The sequence below is a fragment of the Virgibacillus sp. W0181 genome, from assembly GCF_051846915.1.
Classification (GTDB): domain Bacteria; phylum Bacillota; class Bacilli; order Bacillales; family Amphibacillaceae; genus JBPYCR01.
On record NZ_JBPYCR010000030.1, the window covers coordinates 17,884 to 43,092 of the forward strand.

Below are 25,209 nucleotides of genomic sequence, written 5' to 3' on the forward strand. Positions count from 1 at the left end.
TTGGCGGTGTAGCTCAGCTGGCGAGAGCGCACGGTTCATACCCGTGAGGTCGGGGGTTCGATCCCCTCCGCCGCTACCTAATAATGCATTATAAGTAAGGTTGATTGTAATTTCTTTCTTTTCCATAGAAATAAGAAGCCATGTAGTCCATCGTAAGATGAAACTTCATGGCTTCTTATTTTTTAATTTAATTTATTTTTACGATTATTTCGTTTGGTCATGTTTCTATGCTCATTTGGCCAATTCATATATTGCTTGTGCATAAATCGCCATTGCTTTATTCATATTATCAAGATTGATATTCTCGTCTTTTTGATGTGCAGTGTCAGTTTCCCCCGGAAAATAAGGTCCAAAAGCAACACCACTCTCCAACGCACGTCCGTATGTTCCTCCACTTATTGCTAGAAGTTCCGCCTCTTCTCCTGTCTGTTCTGCATACACCCTTTGTAATGTCTTTACTAAAACATGGTCTTTATTGACATGATGTGGTTTTTTATTGATAAAGTTAGTCGATAGCTCAAAGTTGTATTTGCGTAATGCTGATTTTATCCTTTCCATAACATCGTCAAAGTTTGTTATTACAGGATAGCGAATACTTAACCCTATACGAGCACAACCATCATAACTATAATTAAAAGTGCCGGGGTTGATAGTTAGCTTTCCACTAATCTTATCTTCTATTGAAATATTTAGCTTCTCACCGAAAAAGCCATCTACTAAGTAGGTTGAAATAAGCCCGATAAACTGAGTAGCCCTTTTATCCAAGTGAAGCTTTTCAAGGAAACGAACCATCATTAATCCAGCATTTAACCCTTTATTTGGTTCCATTGCATGGTGTGATATTCCTATTATTTGCAAATATACACGTTCTTCATCCACTTCAATCGCACCTTGCAATTTGCGGTTTTCCAAGAATTCCTCGAATAGCGTTTTAACAGACGAAGGATCCTGATCGCCTGTCAAAAATACCTTTACGTTATCCGCTACCATATTTAATCTATCACCAGCCTGAAATGACTCTAAAATCCATCCATTATCTGAATCCTGCGAAGACTTTTTAGGGGGAGATTGCGTAAATTCACAAGATAGGATACCTTTTTCTGTGGTTACGATAGGGAAATAAGCATCAGGTGTAAACCCCATCGTTGGCATAGGCTCCATTTCAAAATACTTTTTTAAACCCGTCCACTCTCCATTCTCTTCGTCTGTGCCAAAAATGAGACGGACTCGTTTATTTAACAAAAGCCCCTGTTCTTTAATTATTTTTAATGCAAAAACGGCAGCCATTGTTGGACCTTTATCATCATTAGAACCACGACCATACAATTTCCCATTACGCACTTCGGGAAGAAATGGTTCCGAAGTCCAGTCATTTCCGGCCGGAACTACATCGATATGACAAAGGATACCAACCACCTCTTCCCCCTCTCCATAATCTGCATGCCCTGCATATCCATTTGCATTATGAACTTTGAATCCGAGCTCTTGACAGTAATCTAGTATAAAATCAAGCGCTTTTGCTATTGGTTTACCAAATGGGGCACCTTCTGTAATAGTTGACTCATCATAAACACTAGGAATCTTCAAAAATTCAATTGTTTTATCTAAGTAAGCCTCTTTTTGAAGTTCTGCTTCTTTCTTCCAGTTTATTTCCATCATGTAATCCTCTTTTCCCATATTAGAATATCATATTCACTTAAACTCTTAACATCTATCATTATACAGATGACAAGCGACAGTGTGTCCATTTCCCATATTTCTCTTTTCAGGGGCAGAGGCCTTACAAATGTCCATAGCAAAGGGGCATCTTGTATGAAAGATGCAACCTGATGGCGGGTTTAAGGGAGATGGAATTTCGCCTTTAAGCCTGATTCGTTCTTTTTTCACCCCCACTTTTGCTATCGGAACAGCTGATAATAATGCTTGTGTGTATGGATGAAGTGGATTAGCAAATAAACGATCCGTTGGTGCTTCTTCCATCATCTTCCCTAAGTACATAACACCAATTCGATCAGAAATATGCCGAACGACACTCATATCATGAGCAATAAACAGGAACGTCAAACCAAACTCTTCTTGCAACTCCTCTAACAAATTAATGATTTGCGATTGAATAGATACATCAAGTGCGGAAACAGGTTCATCCAAGATAAGAACTTTTGGATTCGCAACTAATGCTCTCGCAAGCCCAATGCGTTGTCGCTGTCCACCGGAGAATTCGTGAGGGTATCTATAAAAGTGATCTGTTCGAAGGCCTACTTTATTTAAAATATCCATTACACGGTCGGTATACTCTTTTCTATTCCCGATAGAATGGATTATAAGCGGCTCTTTCAACGTATCTCCTATTCGTTTTCTGGGATTTAATGAAGAGTACGGATCTTGAAAGACCATTTGCATTTCCTGTTTGACTCGGCGAAATTGTTTACTTGATAGTTTTAAAATATCCTGATTCTCATACATCACTTTTCCCGATGACGGCTCAATTATCCTTAACATTGACCTTCCAGTTGTACTCTTCCCACAGCCTGATTCACCTACGAGCCCCATCGTTTCACCTTTAAATATTTGAAAAGAAACATCATCAACTGCCTTAACTTGTTTATTAGTAGATTTCCCGAACGTTTTTTTAGAAGAGAAATATTTTCTCAAACCTTGAACGTCAAGAATGGGATTCACCCGTTCATCTGTTTGATTTGACATGATCCACCTCTTCACTTTTCATAATTTCTTCATAATGCCAACATCGAGCCCGATGATTACCTTCATATGTACGTAATTCCGGCACTGTTTCTCTGCAAATAGCTGTTGCAAAAGAGCACCGTGCTGCAAACCTACACCCCCCCGGTATCTCACCTATAGAGGGTACTGTTCCACCAATTACGTTGAGCCTCTCTGAACGATCGCCATCTAGTTGAGGGATAGACTTCAACAACCCTTTTGTATATGGATGTAACGGTGTATTAAATAAATCTGCCACGTCCGCTTCTTCAACAATTTGTCCTAGATACATTACAACAACTCGAGTACAAATTTCCGCTACAACACCGAGATCATGTGTAATAAAAAGAACGGCCATTCCGAGATCTTTATTCAAATCGAGCATTAAATCCAGAATTTGTGCCTGAATCGTTACATCCAACGCTGTTGTGGGTTCATCTGCAATAAGTAATTTCGGTTTACAAGCCAAGGCCATTGAAATCATAACACGCTGTCTCATACCACCTGAGAGTTGATGGGGATACTCATTCACTCGTTTTTCAGGGGAAGGAATCCCTGTCATACGCAACAGGTCTACCGCCTTTTGATAAGCCTCTTTTTTTGAAAATCCTTGATGCAGTAATATAGCTTCTGATAATTGATTCCCAATTGTAAAAACTGGATTCAGAGAACTTAGTGGATCCTGAAAAATCATTGAAATTTCATTGCCACGGATCTTTTCCATTTCCGAAACTGTAAATTCAAACAAACTTTGCCCCCGGAGAATTACATCTCCTTCATATTGAGCTGTGTATTTTTCGTCGAAAAGTCTCAAAATTGATTGCGCAGTCACACTTTTCCCACAACCAGATTCCCCAACAACGCCCAATATTTCTCCTTCTTCAATACGAAAGGTTATTCCGTCGATGGCGGTAGCCCGTCCTCTATCGGTATTGAAATGCGTTTTGAGTTCTTTCACTTCTAAAAGAGATTGATTCATGTAATAAATCCCCCATCTATATACTATTGCTTTCTTTTGAATTCTAACAACCCATTATCAGACGATAAAATAATGACGGAATATTCTAGTTCCTAATATTGGAATGAGGGTCGATTAAATCTCGTAAACCATCACCAAGTAGATTCAGGCCTAGAACCGAAAAAACAATAAACAATCCAGGAAACACTGTCATCCACCAAGCATCATAAATAACCAACTTTCCATCAGATAAAATATTACCCCAGCTAGGGTCGGGTGCAGGAATTCCTGCACCTAAGAAACTTAATGTTGCTTCAACAATAACAGCTTCAGAAAATACAAAAGTAGCTTTTACAAGCAGTGGCGAAATAGTGTTTGGTGCAATATGACGCCAAATGACTCGAAATGAACTAGCACCTTGGGCCTCAATGGCTTCAATGTATGTTTCTTCCCTAACAACCAAAGCCCTTGACCGAACAATACGTGCTATTTCAGGTGAAAACACAATCGTTAAAGCGATAATAACATTCTCCGTTTTTGCTCCCAAAACAGCCATTAATGCAATAGCAAATAAAATGGCAGGAAATGACAAAAGCCCATCACAAATTCGCATGAGCAAATTATCCAAAAACCGATAATAACTAGCAAGCAAGCCAACTGCCATCCCGATAATTGATGAAAACAAAGCAGAAGCAAAGCCCACCAATATAGAGACTTGTGCACCGTAAACAACTCGGGTAAATAAATCACGTCCAAAATCATCCGTGCCAAATACATGTTCAGCACTGGGGGCTTGTAAACGGTCATTTACTACCATTTCGTATGGGTCGTAGGAAGTTATCAGCGGTCCAAAAATAGTTATTAAGAGTAAAGCAGCAATAATAATACTACCAGTCACCATTAATTTATTAGAAAAGAAACGTCTTATAAATAATGTTCTTTCTTGCTTCTTAAGATTACTTTTTATTTTATTAGGGTCTATTTTACTTTCCATGGCTTTAATATCTTATCTCCCCTATACATATCAATATTCCACTCTTGGATCAATTAGAATATATAACAAATCAATGATTAAATTTATCATGACATAGAAAAATGCCACCATTAATATGACTCCCTGAATAACTGGATAATCTCTACTTTGAATTGAGTTTAATACTAGTTGTCCAATTCCGGGTATATTAAAAATAGTTTCAATAACTACTGCACCTGCGACTAAGAGTCCAAATGTTTGCCCAACTACAGTCAAAATAGGAAGCAATGCATTTCGAAGTGCGTGCTTATGTATAACCGTACGCTCTTTTACACCCTTTGCCCTTGCTGTCTTTATAAAGTCAGCGTTAAGAACTTCCAGCATGCTTGATCGGGTCATTCGTGCGATTAAAGCAGATTGGGTGATTCCAAGGGCAAATGCAGGCATAATAAAGTATTGCAAATAGTTCCATAATCCACTACTTAATGGCTGGTATCCAGCAATTGGTAACCATTCAAGTTTGACACCTATTAGTAGCATTAACAGTAAACCGAATAGGAAACTGGGGATAGCCATTCCCGTTAACGTGAAGCCCATTACAAATTGATCAATCTTCGACCCCCGATGTCTTGCAGCCAAAATGCCAATCGGTACTGCGATGATAATAGAAATAACCTCCGCCAAAAGAGCGAGAGATATCGTTGGACCTAAATGATTTATAATGGATGTCGTTACTGGTTCTTTCAAAAAGTAAGATGTTCCTAAATCACCCTGAAAAATATCAATAGCCCAATTAAAATACTGTTGGTATAGCGGCAAATTAAACCCCATTTGTTCACGCAGTTCTTCGATTTGTTCTGTCGAAGCTTCCTGCCCTAACATAACGGATGCTGGATCACCCGGAGTTAAATAAATGAGCAAAAAGACGACAATCGAAACAATGAATAAAACTGGGATTAAGGAAAATAGCCGTTTTAAAATGTAAAAATACAAAAAATCCCCCCTTAAATAGGAAAATAGAACCGCTTTATCTACACAATGAATGAATACCCTCCCTTGCCAAGTCTATGGCGGGAGGGAGGGGAGTATAAGAAATAAATTTTATTCTGTTACTTTTGTATTCCATACAATTGGACCCAACAGGAACCCAAGACCTTCCACCTTATCAGTAGCAGCTGCTATTAAACGATACGTTCCAAAATTACTAACAGGTACATAATCATTCCATGCATACCCTTGCAACTCTGACCATAACTCTTGTGCTTCTTCCTGTGAAGTAGCATGATCAATTTCTGTTAATAAATTTTGAAACTTTTCATCATCTGACCATCCATGCTCATTTGGACTAAAGTACAATATTTGAGATGGGGTGGATACTGTAGAATAACCTGTCACTAAAATGTCCCATGCTTTTGGGTCGTCTCTACGTTCTAGCAATGTAGGCCAATCGAATGTTTCCAATTTTACGTTCATTCCTATATTTCGTAATTGCCCTTCTAAAACAACAGCAGAATCATATTGTTCACTATAGTCTTTTGTTACGATTAGATTTATTTCCTCACCGTTGTAACCTGACTCATCTAATAACTTCTTAGCTTTTTCTTCATTAGCTTGATTATAGGATTCAATGCCTGCCTCACTATACCAATCTTTTTGGTCTTTGTTCATGTATCCATGATCAAGTTCGTATAGTTCCTCATGAGCAAATGTCGCTAACATGATTTCCTCTGTATTAATTGCAGTATTAACCGCTTGTCTCATTTTTTGATCAGAGAACATGTCACTTTTCTTATTATATATGGCAAGCAGGTGACCGTACGGATCTAGATGAGTCTTCACACTTTCATTTTCTTTAACTCTGTCATATTGCTCAAACGGTACATCTGATATCACGTCATACTCTGCAGTTTGTACTGCTGCAAGACGTGTTGATGTGTCTTTTACAATGTAGAAATACACATCATTAACAAGGGCTTCCCTTTTCCCGGCTAGACCGCTTGCTTCCCCTTCAACTGCCTGATAATCTTCATATTTACTTAAATGAATATACTGATTTGGTTTTTCCTCAACTAATTCGAATGGTCCTGTGCCAACATACTCTGTAACGCCCTCGGCCGAAGCTGATTCAATAATATTTGCTGGCATAATCGCTGGAAATTGCTTTGGAGATGCCAAAATATCAAGCACCCCCGATGAAGGTTTGGCAAGATTCAAAACCACTGTATAGTCATCTTCTTTTTCAAAGCTAGCATTACCTATAACTTCTCCTGCAACTGGAGATTTCTCAATCCAACGATTCATGGATGATACAACATCATCAGCTGTCATCTCTTCTCCATTATGGAACTTTACTCCTTGTCTTAAGTTGAAAGAATACGTCTTTCCATCGTCGCTCTCATCTATGGATTCAGCTAGCATAGGAACAGGTTGGTATTCAGCGTTTGAAGTTACAAGTGTTTCAAAAATATTTCTTGCTACAGCCCCGGTGTCGATAGATGATGTCATCATTGGGTCTAATGTTGGTGGTTGCGCAGACAATGTAATTTTTAATTCACCACCATTTTCTTCCGAAATGTGTGAATTCCCTTCGGATTTTTCAGAACCCTCTTCTGATTTATTTGCATCTTCACTACATGCTACGATAACAAAAGTTGTAAATAAGATAGCTATTAAGATAAATATATTTTTGACTTTCATAACTGACCTCCTAATTTATAAATGTAATTTTATATGTTACCTTCTAAATTTCCCGACAAAGGCAAACATCTTCTTCATAATTGCTACTAACAAAGTAGACAGTTTGCGATTTGATAAGGTTCATAAAAATTTGATTGGATAATAGCACTTTCAGGTGTTAGTCGAACTTCTTAAAAGTTCTTTGGTAGAAACCAATAAAACTCTCAAAAATCAACATACGTCTACTGTAAATTGTTCACAAATTTAACTTATTTACAAAGGTTCCCCCCCCTGTCTAAAATGAGTTACGGTGGTTAGAAAAAATACTGTAACTTATAACATTCCTATGTATGTGAAATTAGTATACCTTCATACTTCATTCGTTAAATGAGCACCTCCTTAAATTACAAGTATAATAGAAATAAAAACTATATAAACAAAAAACGCAACTTAAATCGCCTTTTACACAAATGAACCTTGAAATGCTAAGTGTATTCTACTATACTTTTTGAATCTTTAAAACTAATTTATTTTCGTTTTGTTCTGAATTTTAAATTCAAACTTTTGCACTCATTTGATTTTAATTAGTTTTCAATCATCCACATTTTGTAGAAAACATCTATAAATGTGGTGGTAAACTTCAACTATAATAGGCAAATTGTCTCTTCTATAAAGAGGGGAGATGGGGAATTTATTTCCCCATCGTTTGAATAGTTTTACGAAATAATTAGCTTATCACACGACTGTGCTTACGCTATTTGTCTAAAAAGCAGAAGCCGATTATTTACAATCAGCTTCTGCTTTTTATTATTTATGGGATCACATGATAGAGCATTATCCATAGACAGCAATTGCTATCCTCTTTTAGCACCTCGACCTCCGCGTCTTGATTCCGTGTGCTTCTTCAAAGAGGCTAAACGGTCTTCTGAATCTTTCAGGAAACGATTCATTTTTGATTCGAAATTCTCCGGGCGTTCCCGCGGATTTCGCTGACGTGCTTGTGGTCTGTCTTTTGCTTTCTTTATAGACAGGCCAATTTTTCCATCCTTCTCGACATTAATGACCTTTACTTTAATTTCTTCTCCTACACTTAAATGCTCATTAATGTCCTTGACATAATTATCGGCAACTTCACTAATATGAACAAGGCCTGTAGTCCCTTTTTCCAGTTCTACAAACGCTCCAAAATTAGTGATTCCCGTTACCTTCCCTTGCAATTTGCTGCCTACTTCGATTGACATAAAAAAAATGCTCCTCCTTGGAATTTTTAATCGTTCTATTTATAGTATAGCTAAACAGGTGAAAGCGTGTCAATAAGAGCCTTCTTCATCAGGCATTTTAAAAATTAATTCGCCCTTTTTAGAAAAGAAATAGTTTGTCCGAGCAATTTCCAAAACATACTCCTCGTCGTTCAATAAATTAATTTCTTCTTTTAAATTCGCTTCCTCTTTTTCCAGGTCCGCAAGTTCTTCTTCCAGCTGCTCGTATTCATTTTGCTTTTCTGCGTTCAACGTGCGTTGTTTTATATGGTATGTAGCCAACATGCTAAACGCTACTGCTGCAACAATAGAAAATAATACAAGACGCCGAATTAACCGTTGTTTTTTTCTCTTTTCTCTTTCTTTGTGGTGATCATATTGCTTCATATAGTCCGATTCAATTTTTGTTACGGATTTTTTAGCTCGGGGCACAGGCTGCTACCTCCTATTAAAACGAATAGATTGTACAAACTTTTTCACTTTATCTATCATTGTACTATAAAATTGAACAAATTGGTAAATAATTTCTTTGATACGTTTCGGCAATAAACGATAGATAAGTTGCACAATCCATTTAAGCGGCAAATAGATTATTTTTATTAGTATTAGACAAACAGTTGCTAATCCTTGGAGGAGGGCAAGTAATATCATGTTACACACTTTGAGCAAGATAAGTATCGGCTGAATGATTAATCGCCGCACAATAATTTGCACCCAGCGGATAATCGTTTGCACGATGGATATGATCGATTCAAGTACTTTTTTGTAGAGCGTTGCAAAACCAATTTGATAAATAGAAAACCCAAGTAAACAAGCAAGAAAAACATAAAAACGAAGCTCTCCGCCATTTACTCGAAAAAGAATATAAAATAATAGCACGGTTTGTACGGCCCAGAAGCCAACTTCCAGCATAAAGGCCAATAGTTTATTTTGTGTCCATGGCCCCGTTAGTCGACGAAACGTATCAAGAGCAAAACCTAAATAGATGCCGCCCAAAGCCATGGAAAGCATCGTTAAAAACTGGACATCCAGCGTCATCGGAATAGCTTGCTAAAAAACCCTTTAGCTTTCTCCTGTTGATGCTCATCAACATAAGACAGATCGTAAACCTTTCCCTTAATCGAAACAATCCCTTCGTCAACATCAAGATTAACTAGCTGTAGATTTTGGCCCCGTACAATTAAGTAGCCCATAACCGTCTCCAGCAGAAATTCCTCATTATCAAAGCTGTCAATTTCCTTTATACCATTAATTTCCATTTCCTTGCGATTGTTAATCTTAACATGATGATCCGGTTGTGGGCGTGTAATCTCTTCTCTATTATAGTAATTCACTTTGTCACCTTCCTTCTTAAAGGTTGTTCAAATACATGGTAAAAATCATTTTTGACCTTTATGATTTTTATCCTCCTTTTGAACACGGACTTCTTATTCATACTTTATGAAGGAAGGGACAAGTATAGAACTAACTTCTATGCTTGATTAATTTTTTCTTCTTTTATAATTTCATACATTTCAGATGCTTCATCTTTTTTTACATGTTCTTTTATATTCAGCACTCGAACCGTAACTAGCCGTTGACCATATTTAATCTCCAATTCATCACCGATAGCGATAACGGAGGCGGCTTTTGCCGTGTTTCCGTTCACTTTAATTCTTCCCTGGTCAGCAATCTGCTTTGCCAATGGACGCCGTTTGATTAAACGGGCGTTTTTTAAAAATTTATCGAGCCGCATAGTAATTACTCCTTTCTTTTCGCTTCATCCCAATACGTATCCATCTCTTCCAGGTTCGTCTCGGTTATTGTTTTCCCGTCTTCTTTTAATCTTTTTTCGATATAGGTGAAGCGCGATGTGAATTTTTGGTTGGATCTTGTTAATGCAGCATCCGGGCTCACATTGTAATGCCGAGCAAGATTAGCAATAACGAATAATACATCACCCAATTCTTTCTCTATTTCCAATGGATCTCTTGCATTGATAGCTTCCCTTACTTCTTGCAACTCTTCATCCAGCTTTGCCCATACTTCTCCTGTATCCGGCCAATCAAAGCCTATTTTTGCTGCTTTTTTCTGCAGTTTGACTGCTTTGGCTAGTGGGGGTAAACTAGCGGGTACGGATTCCAACAACGAGACGTGTTCCTTGCCTTTCTCCTTGGCTTTTCGCGACTCCCACATTGCTTCCAGTTCAGATGATGTTTGCAAAGATTCATCGGAAAAAACATGTGGATGGCGATGAATCATTTTGTTCGTGATTCCTTTTATCACATCGTCAATCGTAAAAAACCCTGCATCTTCCCCGATTTGACTGTGGAGCATTACTTGCAGCAATACATCGCCAAGTTCTTCAATGATTCCATCGTCATCTTCGTCATTAATCGCATCAATTAATTCATAAACCTCTTCAACAGCATATGATCGCAATGATTCGTGGGTTTGCTTTCTGTCCCAAGGGCAGCCATCAGGTCCGCGTAAAATTGCAATCGTTTCACGTAATTGCCTGAATGTATGCGCCAGAAGATCGTCCCTGACAGGGGGAATATAAACGGTCGTTAAATTACTCATCTCCACTTGATGATCAAGCTCTTTTAAAGGGACGGACGTCAATACCTCCTGGTCCGTACCGGCAGCCTCGATGAGCGTTACTTCATATTCAGGAGGCAAGTCCTCCAGCAATGTCAACTTTATTTCCGAGGCAATAAACTGATCATATGCTTGGCAAAAAACAAGGTGTTGCTTATAATTTAGATCCATACGTTGAAAAGAGGTACCATCCACAAATTGAAAGCCGTCAATCGGATCGATCTTTAATGCCGTAAATAAATCATCCAAGTAACTCTGTCCACCGACCACTTCAACACGCACATCTCGCTCATTAAGCAATAGCTGAACTGTTTTTTCAGCTAACATCGGATGTCCAGGAACCGCATAGATGACTTGTCCATGTTTAGCATGGAAGAGCAATTGTTCAACGATTTTTTCATAAACGACTTCAAATTGTTCTTCGGCTTCATAATAAGCATCAAACGATTCAAACGAAACACCTTGTTGCTGCAGAGTCTCAACAACCGGATGTGCACTCGTTCGGGCGAAAACCTTTGTTTCTTCATTCAGTAATAAATGATATATGCCTAATGGCAGCTGATCGATGTCGCCAGCACCGAGGCCAACAACTTTTATTTGATCTGTCAATTTTCATCCCTTCCTTTATGCAGACGAATAAGTACATTCGCAAACGGGAGAGCAGTTAGCTGCCTCTCCGTAAACGCCTTGCACCTTAATAATAACAAAAGATAAAGTGCTCCACCGGAAATAACGATAAACAGCACATAAAATAGCAATATAAGCCGTGACATATCCATAAAGGATGCCATATATTTTACCGCATAAAGATAAATGGTCATACCAAGAACTGCAGTTAAAAAGGCTACTTTATGTATGTTGCGGAAAACGGAAAGTTGCGGCAATTTTCTTTTCAGTTCAAAGTATACCAAACAAAATAGAAAAACGAGACTCACAACCGTTGCCAGGGCGCTACCGTAGATTCCGAACAATGGCACGAGGCAGGCATTCAACACCCATTTTATAACGACCGCAGAAAAAATAAAAAAAGCTGTTCGTTTCATATAACCAATTCCTTGCAGAATCGCTGCAGCAGTAATAGCCAACGAACTGAAAAAAATCGCACTAACGAGTAACTGCAAACTGGTCGTGCCTTTCGTATTTTGGAACAAAAGCATATTTGTTTCCGGAAACACGATGATTAACCCGATCGTTGCCCCCGCAGCTAGATAAAAACTGTATAAAAGTGCGGTTTCGATATTGGCATAGAAACGGGCGCTGTTTTCTTTCCATTTTTTTCGCGATATTGCTGGAATGGATGCCAAAGCAAACGAAGAGCCCAACACAGTGCCAAGTTGGATTAAAGGTTGACCGCGGTCAAAGACACCTTTTGCCTGCATTGCTTCCACCGTAGAAAGCCCATAATCCATTAATTGCGGTACGAGCGTCATCACATCAACAAGCTGAAGCATTAACATTGTCATGTGATTCATCGAAGCAACAATACCTAAAATGAAAATAGTTCGCATGTATTGTCTCCACGGAATAGGATAGGTCTTTTTTGTAAAAGGTTTTTGTTTTAAAAAAGGAACAGTAGCAATAGCAATAGCTGTTACCGCTCCCAACATGGAGGCAACCGCGCCACCTTTTCCTATATTGTATAGTTCCATGTTTTTGTATCCAACGCAATAGGCGATCAAAATAATAGTGACAACCCGAATAGCTTGCTCCCCCATTTGGGAATAAGCGGTATATTTCATCTCCCCGTTTCCCTGAAAAACTCCTCGTAATAATGCAAGCAAAGGAACAAATAAAAATGCCGCCGCTGTTAGTTGATACACTTCAGTTAACCTAATGTCACCGATCCAATCCGCTGCAAAAGACCCCCCGAAATATAATAGAACAAAGCCTATTCCATTAATACCAAATAACAATAGCAAAACCGGTATGTAAAAACTTTTTAACGATAACTGCAATCCTTTGCCCTTTACGTCAACAACAAGCTGTGATATAGCCGAAGGAAAGCCATAGAGTGAAATGATCAGCACAATACCAAGAATGGGATAGACTTGCTGATAAATATAAAAACCGATATCTCCGGTGAGATTCTGTAACGGGATTCGGTAGCCGGCACTTAATATTTTACTGACCAGCCCGGCAACGGTTAATAAAAATGCACCTTTTATAAATGTGTATGATTGCTTCCCGCTCATGATAAACGCCTTTCCAATGAATAATTAAGTTGCCTTCCATTATAGCATAAAGCATTCATACAAAAGAAAAGCGCAAGCGCCCTGGTCAGCATCAGGCATAGCTTAAGCAAGAAATCGTAGTGGCGGTTATTGCCACGAAGAGTAATTGCTTAAGACCTCGAGGAGCTGGGCTGACAGGCTTAGAACGCCACGTCCTGGGACTGCGCATAAATGCTCGCCCCACCGAAAAGATTTCACTAGAAAATCCTGGGACTGTAGCTACGCTTTCGTCCCATCGAAAAAATTTGTACGTCGAAGCTAGACAGCTATGCATAAAATTTTATACTTTCTGACCTACCAAAAAAAATGGGCTAAAACATCGCTTTCTAACGGTGTTTTGCCCACAGACTTTTATCCTATTCATCCTATTCCATTTGTTTAGCGAGAAAACTGGAAGCCGTCTCAACTACTTTTTGTTCAATATCGCTTAATTTATCACCGTTTTTTGACACCATCATTACGCAGCCGATTGGATCTCCATTTGCAATAATAGGGCTGATACAGTAAGAATCCAGATCGTCTTCTTTTCCACTGATAATTTCCGTTGTACTCTTTTCTTTTTCAAATTTTAACACCCGGTCCTTTATGGTATGTTCAAGTTCGGCACCGATTCCTTTATTTAAGTAATCTTTCTTTGACTCCCCAGCTATTGCTATAATTTCATCACGATCACAAATAAATACAGGATACTGAAGGGAGTCAAAAATTGCCTCTGCATATTCTTGAGCAAAATGACCCAATTCATTAATAGGGGAATACTTCTTTAAAATTATTTCTCCTTCTCTTGCTACAAATATTTCTAAAGGATCCCCTTCCCGGATACGTAATGTTCGCCTTATTTCTTTTGGAACGACTACTCTGCCTAAATCATCAATTCGACGTACAATTCCTGTTGCTTTCATCTCGATTAAAGCCTCACTTTCATATGATGATCTTTTCTTCTAAGAGGTTGTTCAAAAATTTGATAAAAGTCGCTTTGAAGCTCTCGACTAAGTACCGCATATCAAGCGTTGAGGTTTTAGCCGACGTTGCACTTTTTATCTTTTTTTGAACACGCGCTCTATGGTGTGTTTTCTACGTTTTTCTGTTCCTGCGAATAGAAACGAATCTTGCTTGCAAACTTGTAAAAATCACCAGTGATGCTTTTAGTATGAATCATCTCAACAGAACTATACATTTGCTGATTTATTTTGTTCTTTTTGATTTACTGTTGCCAACTTCTGAATTATTGTCGCAACTTCTTTATATCGCTCATCATCTTCTTTTCGGGGCCACTTATATACTATTTTCAACTGATTCCCCGCCGTACCCAAATTTACCTTGTTTCGATATTCATTCGCCAGCTCAAATAACTTCGCACCATCAACTTGTTGACTCCGAACTTCATCCACACGCATTTCCATTTTTCTGCCTTGCTCCGTAATGGATTCGATTTTTTCCTTCTTTGCTGCCATCTTAATTTTTGAAACAGCGAATAAATTTTCTACTTGCTCTGGATAATCTCCAAACCGATCTATTAATTCTTCCCGTAAATCCTCCATATCGGATTGTTTTTCAAGTGTCTGAAATTGCTTGTACATATCTATCTTTTGTTTTTCATCACTAATATAGGAATCCGGAATATATGCATCAATAGTGAGATTTAACTCTGGTTCAAAAGGAGCCGATGCTTCAACGTCCTTTCCTTCCTTACGTGCGTCAATTGCATCTTTTAGCATTTGTGAATACATATCAAATCCAACGGAATCAATAAAGCCATGTTGTTGGGATCCTAACAAATTACCGGCGCCTCGAATGGATAGATCACGCATGGCAATTTTAAAGCCGGAACCAAGTTCGGTAAATTCCTTAATTGCCTGAAGTCGTTTTTCTGCTACTTCTGTTAATACTTTATCTTTTTGATACGTAAAATAAGCATATGCGACCCGATTAGAACGGCCTACTCGACCTCTTAGCTGATAGAGCTGACTTAAGCCCATTCGATCTGCATCATAGACGATCAGTGTATTGACATTTGGGATATCGACACCTGTCTCTATAATCGTTGTGCTAACCAGTACATCGTATTCACCTTCTAAGAAACCAAACATGACATTCTCCAGTTCTGTTTCATTCATCCGACCATGAGCTACACCTATTCGGACATCATCGACGAGCATACTTACGTCGCGGGCAATTTTTTCAATGTTTTCAATGCGGTTATATAAAAGAAATACTTGGCCGCCACGAGCCATTTCTCTCTCAATCGCCTCACGAATGACAATTGGGTTGTGTTCCACAACATACGTTTGAATCGGAAAGCGATTTTCCGGTGGTGTTTCAATGACCGACAGATCACGAACGCCGAGCATAGACATATGCAATGTACGTGGGATTGGAGTAGCAGTTAATGTCAGCACATCGACATTTGTTTTCATTTGTTTGATTTTTTCTTTATGTTTAACGCCAAACCGTTGTTCTTCATCAACAATGAGCAATCCTAAATCACGATATTGAACATCTTTTGATAAAAGACGGTGCGTTCCGATGACAATATCAACTTGCCCTTTTTTGAGGCCTTCTATCGTTGCCTTTTGCTGTGTCGCTGTACGGAATCTGCTTAACAGGCCAATGCTAACTGCGTGTTCTTGAAACCGTTCTTCTATCGTTTGATAATGTTGCTGAGCAAGAATCGTCGTTGGCACTAAAATCGCCACTTGTTTTCCTTCTGCTATCGCCTTAAATGCTGCTCGAATAGCTACCTCTGTCTTTCCGTAACCGACATCTCCACAAAGCAGTCTGTCCATCGGCCGCTCTTTTTCCATGTCCTGCTTTATTTCTTCTACACACCTTAATTGGTCCTCAGTTTCCTGGTACGTAAAAGCATGCTCAAATTCGTCCTGCAGCTCGGTATCTTTTTGAAAAGCGTGTCCTTTCTGTGCTTGCCTGTCTGCATAAAGCTTGATTAACTCATCTGCAATATCTTCAACCGATGATTGCACTTTTCGTTTTACTTTTGCCCATTCCGAACCACCGAGCTTATAAAGTCGCGGCTCTTTTCCTTCCGAACCGACAAACTTCTGCACGAGATCGATTTGATCGATCGGAACAAATAATTTATCATCGCCGTAATATTTAATTAGCAAATAATCTTTATGCAATTGATTGACTTGCAGCGTTTCAATACCAACATATTTACCAATTCCATGGTTAGCGTGAACAACATAATCGCCAATTTTCAGTTCTTGGTAATTTTTTATCCGTTCTGCATTGGAAATGTTCTGTTTTTTACGCACACGCTTTGTTTTCTTTTTAAATAGTTCATTTTCCGTAATGATAACGAGCTTATGCTTTGGCAACTCTATTCCACTGCTTATATTTCCGACAGTGATTGCCGGTTTATCCAACGGCAAATCCAGCTGATCGCTAACGGTTGCATCTATTTGATAATCTGCAAAGATTGAATGAATTTTTTCGCTGCGTTGTTTATTCGGGGCGAGAACAACGACGGAATAATCGCTCTTATCCCAGCGTTCCATTTCGTTTTTTAATAAATTCATCTGCCCATGAAATTCCTGCATCGGTCTGGATGAAAGATTGACAATATTTTGTGGTTGCGTATTTGGTATGTGACGTAAAAAGACTGACGTGTAAATCCGTTGATGGACGACTTTACTCCATATTGTATCCCAATCAAAGGAGAACTTGCTGTCCTTGACCATATGATTGGATAATAGCATGCTGCTGTACCATTCTGCTTCTTCCGTATCCAAATTCGTTGCGGTTTCCTGAATCCGGCTCATTTCGTCAAGCATTACCAATCCAGTATCAGGCAAGTAATCTAATAAACTAGCAGGAGCTTCATAAAGATAATCAACGTATTTATATAATTCCTGGAAATGCTCTAAATCCTTTAAACGACTAATGTCATATTCCATCACTTCAATCAATTTCTCTTTCTCTTCGGAAGCCTTCATTTTCTTCAATGATTTGGCAAGTGCTTTTTCAAGTCGTTCAGCCCCGGAAATCATATCTTCCTTTGTGAGCAGTAATTCCGTCGCTGGTCCAACGATAACTTCTGTTCGCTTTTCCATTGATCGCTGCGTATCAGCATCAAAATAACGAATAGAATCGACTTCATCATCAAACAATTCAATCCGGACAGGGTATTTTTCCGTTACTGGATAAATATCAATAATCCCGCCACGAACACTAAACTCGCCGGGGGCAGTCACCATCTCTACACGTTCATATCCCATGTCAATCAAAGCCTGCAAACAAGCGTCAATGATTATTGTTTCTCCGTCTGTGAATGGCAACTGGTATTTGTCCCAATAAGAAGGTGGAGGTAACATACGCTTTAATGCCGCGATAGGAGCTATTAAAATTCCCGATTCACTTTTCAGCCAGCCCATCAACGCATCAATTCGCTGGCTTTTCATTTCCGGACTGGCAAAAGCAGCTTCGGACGCAATCAACTCATTAACTGGGTATAAAAACACACGATCGTTATCCAAAAAGTCTGATAAATCGTCGTATAATTGCTGTGCTTGAACTAGCTGATGTGTCACGACCAACGTTTGTTTCTGAATGGAATCACTGATAATAGAAATAAGTAAACTTCTCGCTGACCCTGACAAGCCGGCAATCAGTTGTTCTTTCATTCCATGTTTAACGCCGGTGATGATCGATTGAACGTCTTCCTTTGACTGTAAATATTCATTTATGCCATCCATCATTAAACCCCCATAAATATGTAAAAGCAGAAGAGGGTGTTTGAATTATCGCAATAACAAACACCGTTCCGTTAATTTCATTTCTACACACATGCTCCAACAAGAATCCATTCGTCGTCGAAACTTCACCTAGAATGCATCAATAATTATCAGTAAATGAATAAGCGCAAAAATGCTTTGGTCCATTACCAAAGCCTGTCTTACTCATTTAATTGTTATTGTATAAAAAAATCAAGTTCATGATAATGCGGGTGCTGCCCCAATGACACTTCACAATTTTCACATATAGCCTTTATATGAACGTCTCCATTTGACTGATACTGAATCATTTCCTTTTTATCTTCCACCGATAACTGATCCCAGCCGAGCATGGACGTATTCACCATTTCTTGATCCAACTTGCCGATCTCATCCCCGCAATGTCTGCATTTATAAATGATAGACATCGAAAAACCTCCTCAAATAAACGTTGCGGTATTCAGTTTATCCGAATAAAGGTTTATTATACTTTTGGAGTGCTAGATATTACATTGTTCAAGCGAATATAGGAATGTCCTTACATTTTTTTAACTAGCTTCAGCGTTCACGCTTAAATACTGTTCATGAGATCTTTCAAATTATGCATTAAAGGTATTCATCACATCTGCAAATGGCTGATCAATCCAAGCTTCACAGGCATCAGCGGATTGGCTAATACTCGTTGTAAGACCGTCTTTTTGTTCTTTAGAGAAAGGACTTAATACATAATCAACAATAGGTTCTGCACCGGTTGGTCTACCTACGCCGATTCGCAGCCGTTTAAATTCTTTTGTCCCGGCATGTTCTATAATGGAGCGAATTCCGTTATGTCCCCCATGCCCACCTTTTTGTCGCAAGCGAATCTTACCAACAGGTAGATCTAAATCGTCGTAAATAACCAATATGTTGTTCATGTCAATTTCATAAAAATCGACTATTGCCCGGACTGCTTGCCCCGACAAATTCATATAGGTCTGTGGCTGCAATAGCATAACCTTTTCGCCCCGTATATGTTCAGTCGTGTGCAATCCATTGAATTTGTCCTTTTTTAAAGGTCCCCAATGATTACGTCTGAGCAATTCATCAATGACCATAAAACCAATATTGTGACGTGTTTTCTTATACTTCTTACCCGGATTGCCCAATCCAACGATACATTTCATGTTTTTCTTCCTTTGTAGAATAATATGATTCATTTATAGCAATTATTAAGCTTCCTACGTTTTTCTTCCCATGTAAGAATCCCCCCTTATAAGAAATGAGCAGACAAAAAGCTTTCTTAAAGGAGGGTTATTTTATTATGCTGTTATTTCTATCTTATGCTTCTTCTTCATCGTCATCGTCTGCGCCAACAAGCTCTGGCTCAGCACTTGCATCCGCTTCTTCAGTCTCTTCTTCTTCCTCTTCTGGTGGTAGAACAACTGCGAGCGTCGCATCTTCTTCATCAAGAAAAGTGTATTTGTCGGAAACAGGAAGATCCCCAACGGATAGACTGTCTCCAATTTCCAATTGAGATACATCAACGGAAATTTCCTCAGGAATATCTCTAGGCTTTGCGCGTACTTGCAGTTCATACATTGGTTGTTGTAAAATACCGCCTTCTTTTGCCCCTGCAGCTTCTCCTTCAAGGTGTAATGGTACTTCAACATCCATTTCTTCGCTCATATCAACGATATAAAAGTCTACGTGCACGAGGTCGCCTTTAACCGGATCCATTTGATATTCATGTAGCATGACATCCTCAGTGGAATCATTTTCAATATCCAGTGTAATGATCGCGTTTCTTCCTTCGTCACGAACTGTTTTTAATAATTCAACACTATCGACAGACACGGTTTTGTTTTCCTTTTCCTTGCCATAAACGACAGCCGGAACATGTCCTCTATTTCTAATTTGCTTTGTTGCAGAACTTGAAAGATCTCCACGTTTTGCTGCTTGTAGCTTTATTGCCATAATTGTTGCCCTCCATTTTTTAATATAAATCTTCTATTCCTTAGTATAACTCAAATTACTAAATAACTATAAGATATTGCGTATTAATCAAATAAAATACTTACAGACTGATATTCATGTACACGTACAATTGCCTCACCAATAAGTGGAGCAACCGATAATTGTGTTATCTTTTCAATACATTTTTCCTCCGGCAAAGAGATTGAATTAGTGATAACGAGTTCTTCAATCTTCGAGTCTCGGATCCGTTCTATTGCCGGACCTGATAATACGGGGTGGGTACAGCATGCGTATACTCCTGTTGCACCATGATCAATTAACGCATTTGCCGCAAGTGTAATTGTACCGGCTGTATCAATTATGTCATCAATAATGATTGCCGTTCTACCTTCAATATTTCCAATGATATTCATCACTTCTGCTACATTTGGACGAGGTCTTCTTTTATCAATAATACCAATTGGCGCTTTTAATCGATCAGCCATTCTGCGGGCGCGGGTAACCCCGCCGTGGTCAGGCGATACAATGACGATATCCTGAAGATCTTTTCCTTCAAAATAATCCGATAAAATCGGTACCCCTTGCAAATGGTCTATTGGCTTATCGAAAAATCCTTGAATTTGTGGCGCGTGCAAATCCAATGTAATGACCCTGTCAGCACCTGCTGTTTCCAACAAATTCGCAATCAGTTTCGCCGTAATAGGTTCTCTTGATCGTGCCTTTCGATCTTGTCGCGCATACCCGTAATATGGCATAACAATATTAATCGAAGTAGCTGAAGCACGTTTTAAAGCATCAATCATAATGAGCAGTTCCATTAAATGGTGATTAACTGGATCAGATGTTGATTGAACAACAAACACATCACATCCACGAACACTTTCTTCAATGTTAATTTGAATTTCCCCATCACTGAATTTAGTTACTGCACATTTTCCAAGCGTAATACCTATATGATCTGCGATTTCTTCTGCTAATTGACGATTGGAATTTAGTGTGAAAACCTTTAACTGTCCGTCCTTATAGCCCGATGACATAAATGTAGCCCTCCATTAAAATTATTTTCGGTTTTTTATTTTTGCTGCATATCCTTCTTTATTTGTCTGCCTTGCTCGAGCAATAGACAATGCTTCTTCGGGTACGTCCTTTGTAATGGTGGAACCGGCAGCTACATAAGCGCCTTTTTCAATTGTCACAGGAGCAACTAAATTGGAATTGCAACCGATAAATGCATCGTCCTCGATCGTCGTCAAGTGCTTGTTCTTTCCATCATAATTTACTGTTATTGTACCACAACCAACATTGACATTCTCGCCTAACTTCGCGTCACCAATATAACTTAAATGGGACGCTTTACTCTTATTTCCAAATGTCGATTTTTTCACTTCAACAAAATTGCCAACTTTAACATCATTGCCGATGAGTGATTCTGGACGGATATGAGCAAACGGACCGATCGTTACACGATTCCCGATTTCACTGTCTTTTACTACACTTTGTTTTACAACTGTTAGTTCGCCAATCGTACAGTCGGTTATCTCAGTATGTGGGCCAATTACCGAATCAGACTTAATAGTAGTTTGTCCAGAAATAATTGAACCCGGATAAATGATTACATCCGGTTCGATCGTCACATCCGGCCCAATATACGTATTACTTGGATCCATCAATGTCACGCCGTTTCGCATATGGCTCGCATTTATCCGTCGCTTCATTGTTTCCTCTGCATTTGCTAGCGCAACTCGGTCGTTTATACCCGCTGTTTCATCGGAATCGGTCGTTAAGAATGCTTCAACCTTATCCGCCCTTTTTTGCAAAATTTCAATGACATCCGGTAAATAATATTCACCTTGTGCATTATCGTTGGAAACTTCCTGCAAAGCCGCAAAAAGCGTCTGATTATCAAAACAATATGTACCAGTATTCACTTCATTAACAAGAAGTTCTTTGTCGTTAGCATCTTTATGCTCAACAATCCGTTCTACTTCTTTATGCTCATTTCGAATAACTCGCCCATAACCGGTAGGGTCTTGAACTTCTGTTGTTAAAATCGTTGCTTTGGCATTTCTTTCTTCATGATAAGCAAACAATTTTTCAAATGTTTCTGTTGTAATCAACGGTGTATCGCCGCAAACAACAATCGTTGTCCCTTGTTGATCCTTTAGTAAACTCTCCGCTTGCTGAACAGCATGTGCCGTACCTAGCTGCTCTTCCTGAACAACAAATTCACTTTGATCCCCAACTTCGTCCATTACTTTATCTGCACCAAATCCAACAATTGTGATTTGTTTGTTTAATTGTAAAGACTTTAAATTACCAATGACGTGCTGAATCATTGGACGTCCAAGAATAGGATGAAGCACTTTGTAAAGCTTCGACTTCATTCGAGTACCTTGCCCGGCCGCCAATATTATCGCGTAACGCTTTGTCATGAAGTTCCCTCCATTCTTTTATCCCCATTATAAAATAATAGCTTAAAATAAGCATCATTTCAACAAATATAATGTACGACCCGCTTTCGTAGGGTCAATACTAAATTGGAAAGATCACAGCATGCCGAAAGCCTTGTGTCCTTATTGCTTATAAGGCAAAAAATTCGACATAAGAAAGTTTCATAAATTACTTACCTCTTCGTGTAGTTTATGTGCCCCCAATAAGAACGACGATTGGGGGAACTCACCTTTCCTTCCCCAGCATTACCTGTTATCATCAGTACTACGTGAGTCCTCCGACCTTCCTACCCGGCATTTGACCTACTCGATTTATTATCACTTGTTCGTCATACTTTCCTGTTTAGAAAGACTAAATAGAAACTCCCGATTTTCCATATTTTAACAATGTCCGGCGTGCCAAGAGACCCCGCCCTACCAAAGGGATTTTTATAGCCATGCTTTTTTTAACAGATTCACACCAAGTTCGATTTCATCAAAAGAAAGACCACTGAACCCTAATTTTATTATCGGCTTATCTGGATGATTTTTTATGAAATAGACCGAAGTAGGACGCACTCTAACGCCATAAAGAAAAGCCCGCTCAATTAGCCATTCTTCTGAATGCCCTAGATATACCTTAATTAAAACGTACAAACCGGACTGTTCGCCAATAATGAATATATTTTGCCCAAAGTGTTTTTTTAATAATGAAACGAGGTACTTCATTTTTCGTTTATAAACAAGGCGCATTCGCTTAATGTGCCGATTCCATTCCCCATTTCCCATAAATTTAGCCATTGTAAGTTGGCTAAAGATTGAAGTCGAGCTTTCAAAGTTCTGGAACTGACTTTTATAACGATTTAACAGGGACTCTGGTAACACCATATAGCTTAAACGTAGTCCCGGGAGAAATGACTTTGAGAAGTTTCCCAAATAAATGACTCTTGTTGCATCAATAGAAGCAAGCGCTGGAAACGGCTGCTCTGTATAGCGGAACTCACTATCATAATCGTCCTCAATAATATATCCCTGTACGTTGGTTGCCCATTGGATAAGCATTTGTCGTTGTTGAATCGACATACTTACCCCGTACGGACTGTGATGAGAAGGTGTTACATAGATTAAGCCTGAATCCATTTGTTTTAGTTGCGAAAGATCTGCACCTGTTGCAAATACTGGTAAATATTCAAGCGAAAAATAATGGAATTGAAACGCTTCCCTAGCACCATCAAACCCCGGATCTTCAACGATAATACTTGAATAATCTTCCTGTAATATATGACCTAGATTGATAAGTATTTGTTGTGTACTACTACCGATCATAATGGAATTTGCATCTGTTCTTACCCCGCGTGATTGGAGTAAGTATACGGCAATTTGTTCACGCAGATTCACCTCTCCAAAAGGTTCTCCATATTGAAAGCTCTCAGGTAACGTTAAGACCTGATTTGCTATTCGCCTCCATACTTTTAAGGGAAAATGGGACTCATCTACAGCATCTGTCCGAAAATCGACACGAATGGTCGCTTTCTTTTCCACTCTCTTTTCGCTAGGAAGGATTAGTGGTTCCTCGTATAAAGTTGGCTCTAATTGATTGACAAAATAACCTTTTCGCCCTTCCCCTCGAATATAGCCCTCTGCTACAAGTTGATTGTATGCCGTTAGGGTTGTATTACGGCTTACTTGAAGAGAGTCAGCAAGTTGCCGAATAGAAGGTAGTTGTTCATCAGCTTTCACATTACCTTGCTCAATCAATGATTTAAACTGCTCGTAAATTTGTTTGTATTTGGGAGTGCTTTCGTTGAAGACAAAAAGATAATTTTTCATATAAACCTTCTCCTGACATGCCTAATTATTCCAAACTGTACCTTTTTAAATGTCAATTTGTATCATACTATATTTTATAAGAGCAATAAATATATTCAAATACGAAATTGGATGAGGGGTGATGATCATGTATATTCCAAAGCACTTTGAAATCAAAGATGAAGAAGAAATTTATGAGCTAATTGAGAATAATAGCTTTGCTACGCTATTTTCCCAACACGAGGGTCATCCGTATGCGACCCACCTTCCTTTGATTTTAGATAAAGAAGAAAGATATTTGTACAGCCACTTTGCCAAACCGAATATGCAATGGAAAGATATAGAGGAACAGGAAGTGCTTGCTGTTTTTCAGGGGCCGCATTGTTATATCTCGTCTTCCTGGTATGAAACAGATAAAGCTGTTCCGACATGGAATTACATCGCTGCTCATGTATACGGAAAGGTTGAAATCATCGACGGCGAAGAAATGATGGATTCCCTTAAAGATATGGTATTAAAATATGAAGAACCAAATAGTTCATATCAATGGGATCAATTGGATGCTCATTTTTTAGAAGGGCAGGCAAAAGGAATTGTTGGATTCAAAATCAAGATTGATAAAATGGAAGGAAAAGCAAAATTGAGCCAACATCATTCCACGGAGCGATTAAAGCTTGTTACTTCACAACTGGAACAATCTACTAGTGAGAATGAAAGGGAAATTGCATCACAAATGAAAACAATTCTTAGAAAGAAAAAACTAAAGAATTAAATGTGCTTTCTTTGATAAAACAGCACATAATAACATTAATAACAATCATTTTTGAAAGCGAGGAATTTTTATGCGTTTTGAAACGAAAGCTGTTCACTCTGGGCGCCAGGTTGAC

The 25,209-nt window shown here is 38.8% G+C and carries 22 protein-coding genes and 1 tRNA gene; 2 read left to right on the plus strand and 21 right to left on the minus strand.

From position 1 onward, the window contains the following. Positions 1-2 precede the first annotated feature (2 nt). Positions 3-76: transfer RNA gene (locus ACLIBG_RS11720), tRNA-Met, on the plus strand. A 155-nt stretch (positions 77-231) separates the two neighbouring features. Here ACLIBG_RS11720 and pepV read toward each other — a convergent pair. The 21 genes from pepV to ACLIBG_RS11825 all read right to left on the minus strand — a co-directional run bounded on the left by pepV (position 232) and on the right by ACLIBG_RS11825 (position 24,343). Next, the gene (gene pepV, locus ACLIBG_RS11725; protein ID WP_439312947.1) at positions 232-1,656 is read right to left on the minus strand and encodes a dipeptidase PepV; all 1,425 of its coding nucleotides are present in this window, start codon (positions 1,654-1,656) and stop codon (positions 232-234) included. A gap of 48 nt (positions 1,657-1,704) precedes the next feature. After that, a complete protein-coding gene (locus ACLIBG_RS11730) occupies positions 1,705-2,703 on the minus strand; it encodes an ABC transporter ATP-binding protein (protein ID WP_439312948.1) in 999 nt (332 codons plus the stop codon). Next, complete coding sequence (locus tag ACLIBG_RS11735) at positions 2,684-3,700, minus strand: ABC transporter ATP-binding protein (RefSeq protein WP_439312949.1); 1,017 nt, start codon at positions 3,698-3,700, stop codon at positions 2,684-2,686. The genes ACLIBG_RS11730 and ACLIBG_RS11735 overlap by 20 nt, the downstream gene beginning before the upstream one ends. 85 nt (positions 3,701-3,785) lie before the next feature. Beyond that, positions 3,786-4,673 carry an ABC transporter permease gene (locus tag ACLIBG_RS11740; protein ID WP_439312950.1) on the minus strand — a complete coding sequence of 296 codons (888 nt, stop codon included), beginning with the start codon at positions 4,671-4,673 and terminating at the stop codon, positions 3,786-3,788. A gap of 30 nt (positions 4,674-4,703) precedes the next feature. Next, positions 4,704-5,645 (minus strand): nickel ABC transporter permease, encoded by a 942-nt coding sequence (nikB, locus tag ACLIBG_RS11745; protein ID WP_439312951.1) that lies wholly within the window; start codon positions 5,643-5,645, stop codon positions 4,704-4,706. Between the two features lie 108 nt (positions 5,646-5,753). Then, on the minus strand, positions 5,754-7,349 hold the full coding sequence (locus tag ACLIBG_RS11750; RefSeq protein WP_439312952.1) for an ABC transporter substrate-binding protein: 1,596 nt from the start codon (positions 7,347-7,349) through the stop codon (positions 5,754-5,756). A gap of 833 nt (positions 7,350-8,182) precedes the next feature. After that, positions 8,183-8,569: a S1 domain-containing RNA-binding protein gene (locus ACLIBG_RS11755; protein ID WP_439312953.1), complete on the minus strand. Its 387-nt coding sequence runs from the start codon at positions 8,567-8,569 to the stop codon at positions 8,183-8,185. A 69-nt stretch (positions 8,570-8,638) separates the two neighbouring features. Beyond that, positions 8,639-9,019: an FtsB family cell division protein gene (locus ACLIBG_RS11760; RefSeq protein ID WP_439312954.1), complete on the minus strand. Its 381-nt coding sequence runs from the start codon at positions 9,017-9,019 to the stop codon at positions 8,639-8,641. A gap of 6 nt (positions 9,020-9,025) precedes the next feature. Then, positions 9,026-9,625: a spore cortex biosynthesis protein YabQ gene (yabQ, locus tag ACLIBG_RS11765; protein ID WP_439312955.1), complete on the minus strand. Its 600-nt coding sequence runs from the start codon at positions 9,623-9,625 to the stop codon at positions 9,026-9,028. Beyond that, positions 9,622-9,921: a sporulation protein YabP gene (yabP, locus tag ACLIBG_RS11770; protein WP_439312956.1), complete on the minus strand. Its 300-nt coding sequence runs from the start codon at positions 9,919-9,921 to the stop codon at positions 9,622-9,624. Before yabP ends, yabQ begins: the two co-directional genes overlap by 4 nt. Before the next feature lie 137 nt (positions 9,922-10,058). Further along, positions 10,059-10,322, minus strand: coding sequence for an RNA-binding S4 domain-containing protein (locus ACLIBG_RS11775; RefSeq protein ID WP_439312957.1), 264 nt, complete (start codon positions 10,320-10,322; stop codon positions 10,059-10,061). A 5-nt stretch (positions 10,323-10,327) separates the two neighbouring features. Next, positions 10,328-11,776: a nucleoside triphosphate pyrophosphohydrolase gene (gene mazG, locus ACLIBG_RS11780; protein ID WP_439312958.1), complete on the minus strand. Its 1,449-nt coding sequence runs from the start codon at positions 11,774-11,776 to the stop codon at positions 10,328-10,330. Then, on the minus strand, positions 11,773-13,359 hold the full coding sequence (locus ACLIBG_RS11785) for a putative polysaccharide biosynthesis protein (RefSeq protein WP_439312959.1): 1,587 nt from the start codon (positions 13,357-13,359) through the stop codon (positions 11,773-11,775). Before ACLIBG_RS11785 ends, mazG begins: the two co-directional genes overlap by 4 nt. Before the next feature lie 404 nt (positions 13,360-13,763). Then, complete coding sequence (spoVT, locus tag ACLIBG_RS11790; RefSeq protein ID WP_439312960.1) at positions 13,764-14,300, minus strand: stage V sporulation protein T; 537 nt, start codon at positions 14,298-14,300, stop codon at positions 13,764-13,766. 267 nt (positions 14,301-14,567) lie between these two features. Further along, entirely contained in the window at positions 14,568-18,113 is a 3,546-nt protein-coding gene (mfd, locus tag ACLIBG_RS11795) for a transcription-repair coupling factor (RefSeq protein ID WP_439312961.1), read from the minus strand. Positions 18,114-18,328: 215 nt separating this feature from the next. Continuing rightward, the gene (locus tag ACLIBG_RS11800) at positions 18,329-18,559 is read right to left on the minus strand and encodes an anti-sigma-F factor Fin (protein ID WP_439312962.1); all 231 of its coding nucleotides are present in this window, start codon (positions 18,557-18,559) and stop codon (positions 18,329-18,331) included. A gap of 171 nt (positions 18,560-18,730) precedes the next feature. After that, entirely contained in the window at positions 18,731-19,294 is a 564-nt protein-coding gene (gene pth / locus ACLIBG_RS11805) for an aminoacyl-tRNA hydrolase (protein ID WP_439312963.1), read from the minus strand. Positions 19,295-19,448: 154 nt separating this feature from the next. After that, positions 19,449-20,084: a 50S ribosomal protein L25/general stress protein Ctc gene (locus tag ACLIBG_RS11810; protein WP_439312964.1), complete on the minus strand. Its 636-nt coding sequence runs from the start codon at positions 20,082-20,084 to the stop codon at positions 19,449-19,451. 83 nt (positions 20,085-20,167) lie between these two features. Beyond that, on the minus strand, positions 20,168-21,121 hold the full coding sequence (locus tag ACLIBG_RS11815; RefSeq protein WP_439312965.1) for a ribose-phosphate diphosphokinase: 954 nt from the start codon (positions 21,119-21,121) through the stop codon (positions 20,168-20,170). 21 nt (positions 21,122-21,142) lie between these two features. Beyond that, a complete protein-coding gene (glmU, locus tag ACLIBG_RS11820) occupies positions 21,143-22,516 on the minus strand; it encodes a bifunctional UDP-N-acetylglucosamine diphosphorylase/glucosamine-1-phosphate N-acetyltransferase GlmU (protein WP_439312966.1) in 1,374 nt (457 codons plus the stop codon). 447 nt (positions 22,517-22,963) lie between these two features. Further along, the gene (locus ACLIBG_RS11825; protein WP_439312967.1) at positions 22,964-24,343 is read right to left on the minus strand and encodes a MocR-like pyridoxine biosynthesis transcription factor PdxR; all 1,380 of its coding nucleotides are present in this window, start codon (positions 24,341-24,343) and stop codon (positions 22,964-22,966) included. Positions 24,344-24,470: 127 nt separating this feature from the next. On the opposite strand from ACLIBG_RS11825, the gene ACLIBG_RS11830 reads away from it, so the two are divergent. Further along, positions 24,471-25,094: an FMN-binding negative transcriptional regulator gene (locus tag ACLIBG_RS11830; protein ID WP_439312968.1), complete on the plus strand. Its 624-nt coding sequence runs from the start codon at positions 24,471-24,473 to the stop codon at positions 25,092-25,094. Positions 25,095-25,209: the final 115 nt, after the last annotated feature.

What these genes read in the sequence shown, in the direction of transcription:
- ACLIBG_RS11750 (WP_439312952.1), bottom strand. Translation starts at nt 7,349, where the DNA reads ATGAAAGTCAAAAATATATTTATCTTAATAGCTATCTTATTTACAACT.
- ACLIBG_RS11730 (WP_439312948.1), bottom strand. Translation starts at nt 2,703, where the DNA reads ATGTCAAATCAAACAGATGAACGGGTGAATCCCATTCTTGACGTTCAA.
- ACLIBG_RS11735 (WP_439312949.1), bottom strand. Translation starts at nt 3,700, where the DNA reads ATGAATCAATCTCTTTTAGAAGTGAAAGAACTCAAAACGCATTTCAAT.
- ACLIBG_RS11810 (WP_439312964.1), bottom strand. Translation starts at nt 20,084, where the DNA reads ATGGCAATAAAGCTACAAGCAGCAAAACGTGGAGATCTTTCAAGTTCT.
- pth (WP_439312963.1), bottom strand. Translation starts at nt 19,294, where the DNA reads ATGAAATGTATCGTTGGATTGGGCAATCCGGGTAAGAAGTATAAGAAA.
- glmU (WP_439312966.1), bottom strand. Translation starts at nt 22,516, where the DNA reads ATGACAAAGCGTTACGCGATAATATTGGCGGCCGGGCAAGGTACTCGA.
- spoVT (WP_439312960.1), bottom strand. Translation starts at nt 14,300, where the DNA reads ATGAAAGCAACAGGAATTGTACGTCGAATTGATGATTTAGGCAGAGTA.
- ACLIBG_RS11815 (WP_439312965.1), bottom strand. Translation starts at nt 21,121, where the DNA reads ATGTCATCGGGCTATAAGGACGGACAGTTAAAGGTTTTCACACTAAAT.
- mfd (WP_439312961.1), bottom strand. Translation starts at nt 18,113, where the DNA reads ATGGATGGCATAAATGAATATTTACAGTCAAAGGAAGACGTTCAATCG.
- ACLIBG_RS11830 (WP_439312968.1), top strand. Translation starts at nt 24,471, where the DNA reads ATGTATATTCCAAAGCACTTTGAAATCAAAGATGAAGAAGAAATTTAT.
- yabQ (WP_439312955.1), bottom strand. Translation starts at nt 9,625, where the DNA reads ATGACGCTGGATGTCCAGTTTTTAACGATGCTTTCCATGGCTTTGGGC.
- ACLIBG_RS11800 (WP_439312962.1), bottom strand. Translation starts at nt 18,559, where the DNA reads ATGTCTATCATTTATAAATGCAGACATTGCGGGGATGAGATCGGCAAG.
- pepV (WP_439312947.1), bottom strand. Translation starts at nt 1,656, where the DNA reads ATGGAAATAAACTGGAAGAAAGAAGCAGAACTTCAAAAAGAGGCTTAC.
- ACLIBG_RS11740 (WP_439312950.1), bottom strand. Translation starts at nt 4,673, where the DNA reads ATGGAAAGTAAAATAGACCCTAATAAAATAAAAAGTAATCTTAAGAAG.
- ACLIBG_RS11785 (WP_439312959.1), bottom strand. Translation starts at nt 13,359, where the DNA reads ATGAGCGGGAAGCAATCATACACATTTATAAAAGGTGCATTTTTATTA.
- ACLIBG_RS11825 (WP_439312967.1), bottom strand. Translation starts at nt 24,343, where the DNA reads ATGAAAAATTATCTTTTTGTCTTCAACGAAAGCACTCCCAAATACAAA.
- ACLIBG_RS11775 (WP_439312957.1), bottom strand. Translation starts at nt 10,322, where the DNA reads ATGCGGCTCGATAAATTTTTAAAAAACGCCCGTTTAATCAAACGGCGT.
- ACLIBG_RS11755 (WP_439312953.1), bottom strand. Translation starts at nt 8,569, where the DNA reads ATGTCAATCGAAGTAGGCAGCAAATTGCAAGGGAAGGTAACGGGAATC.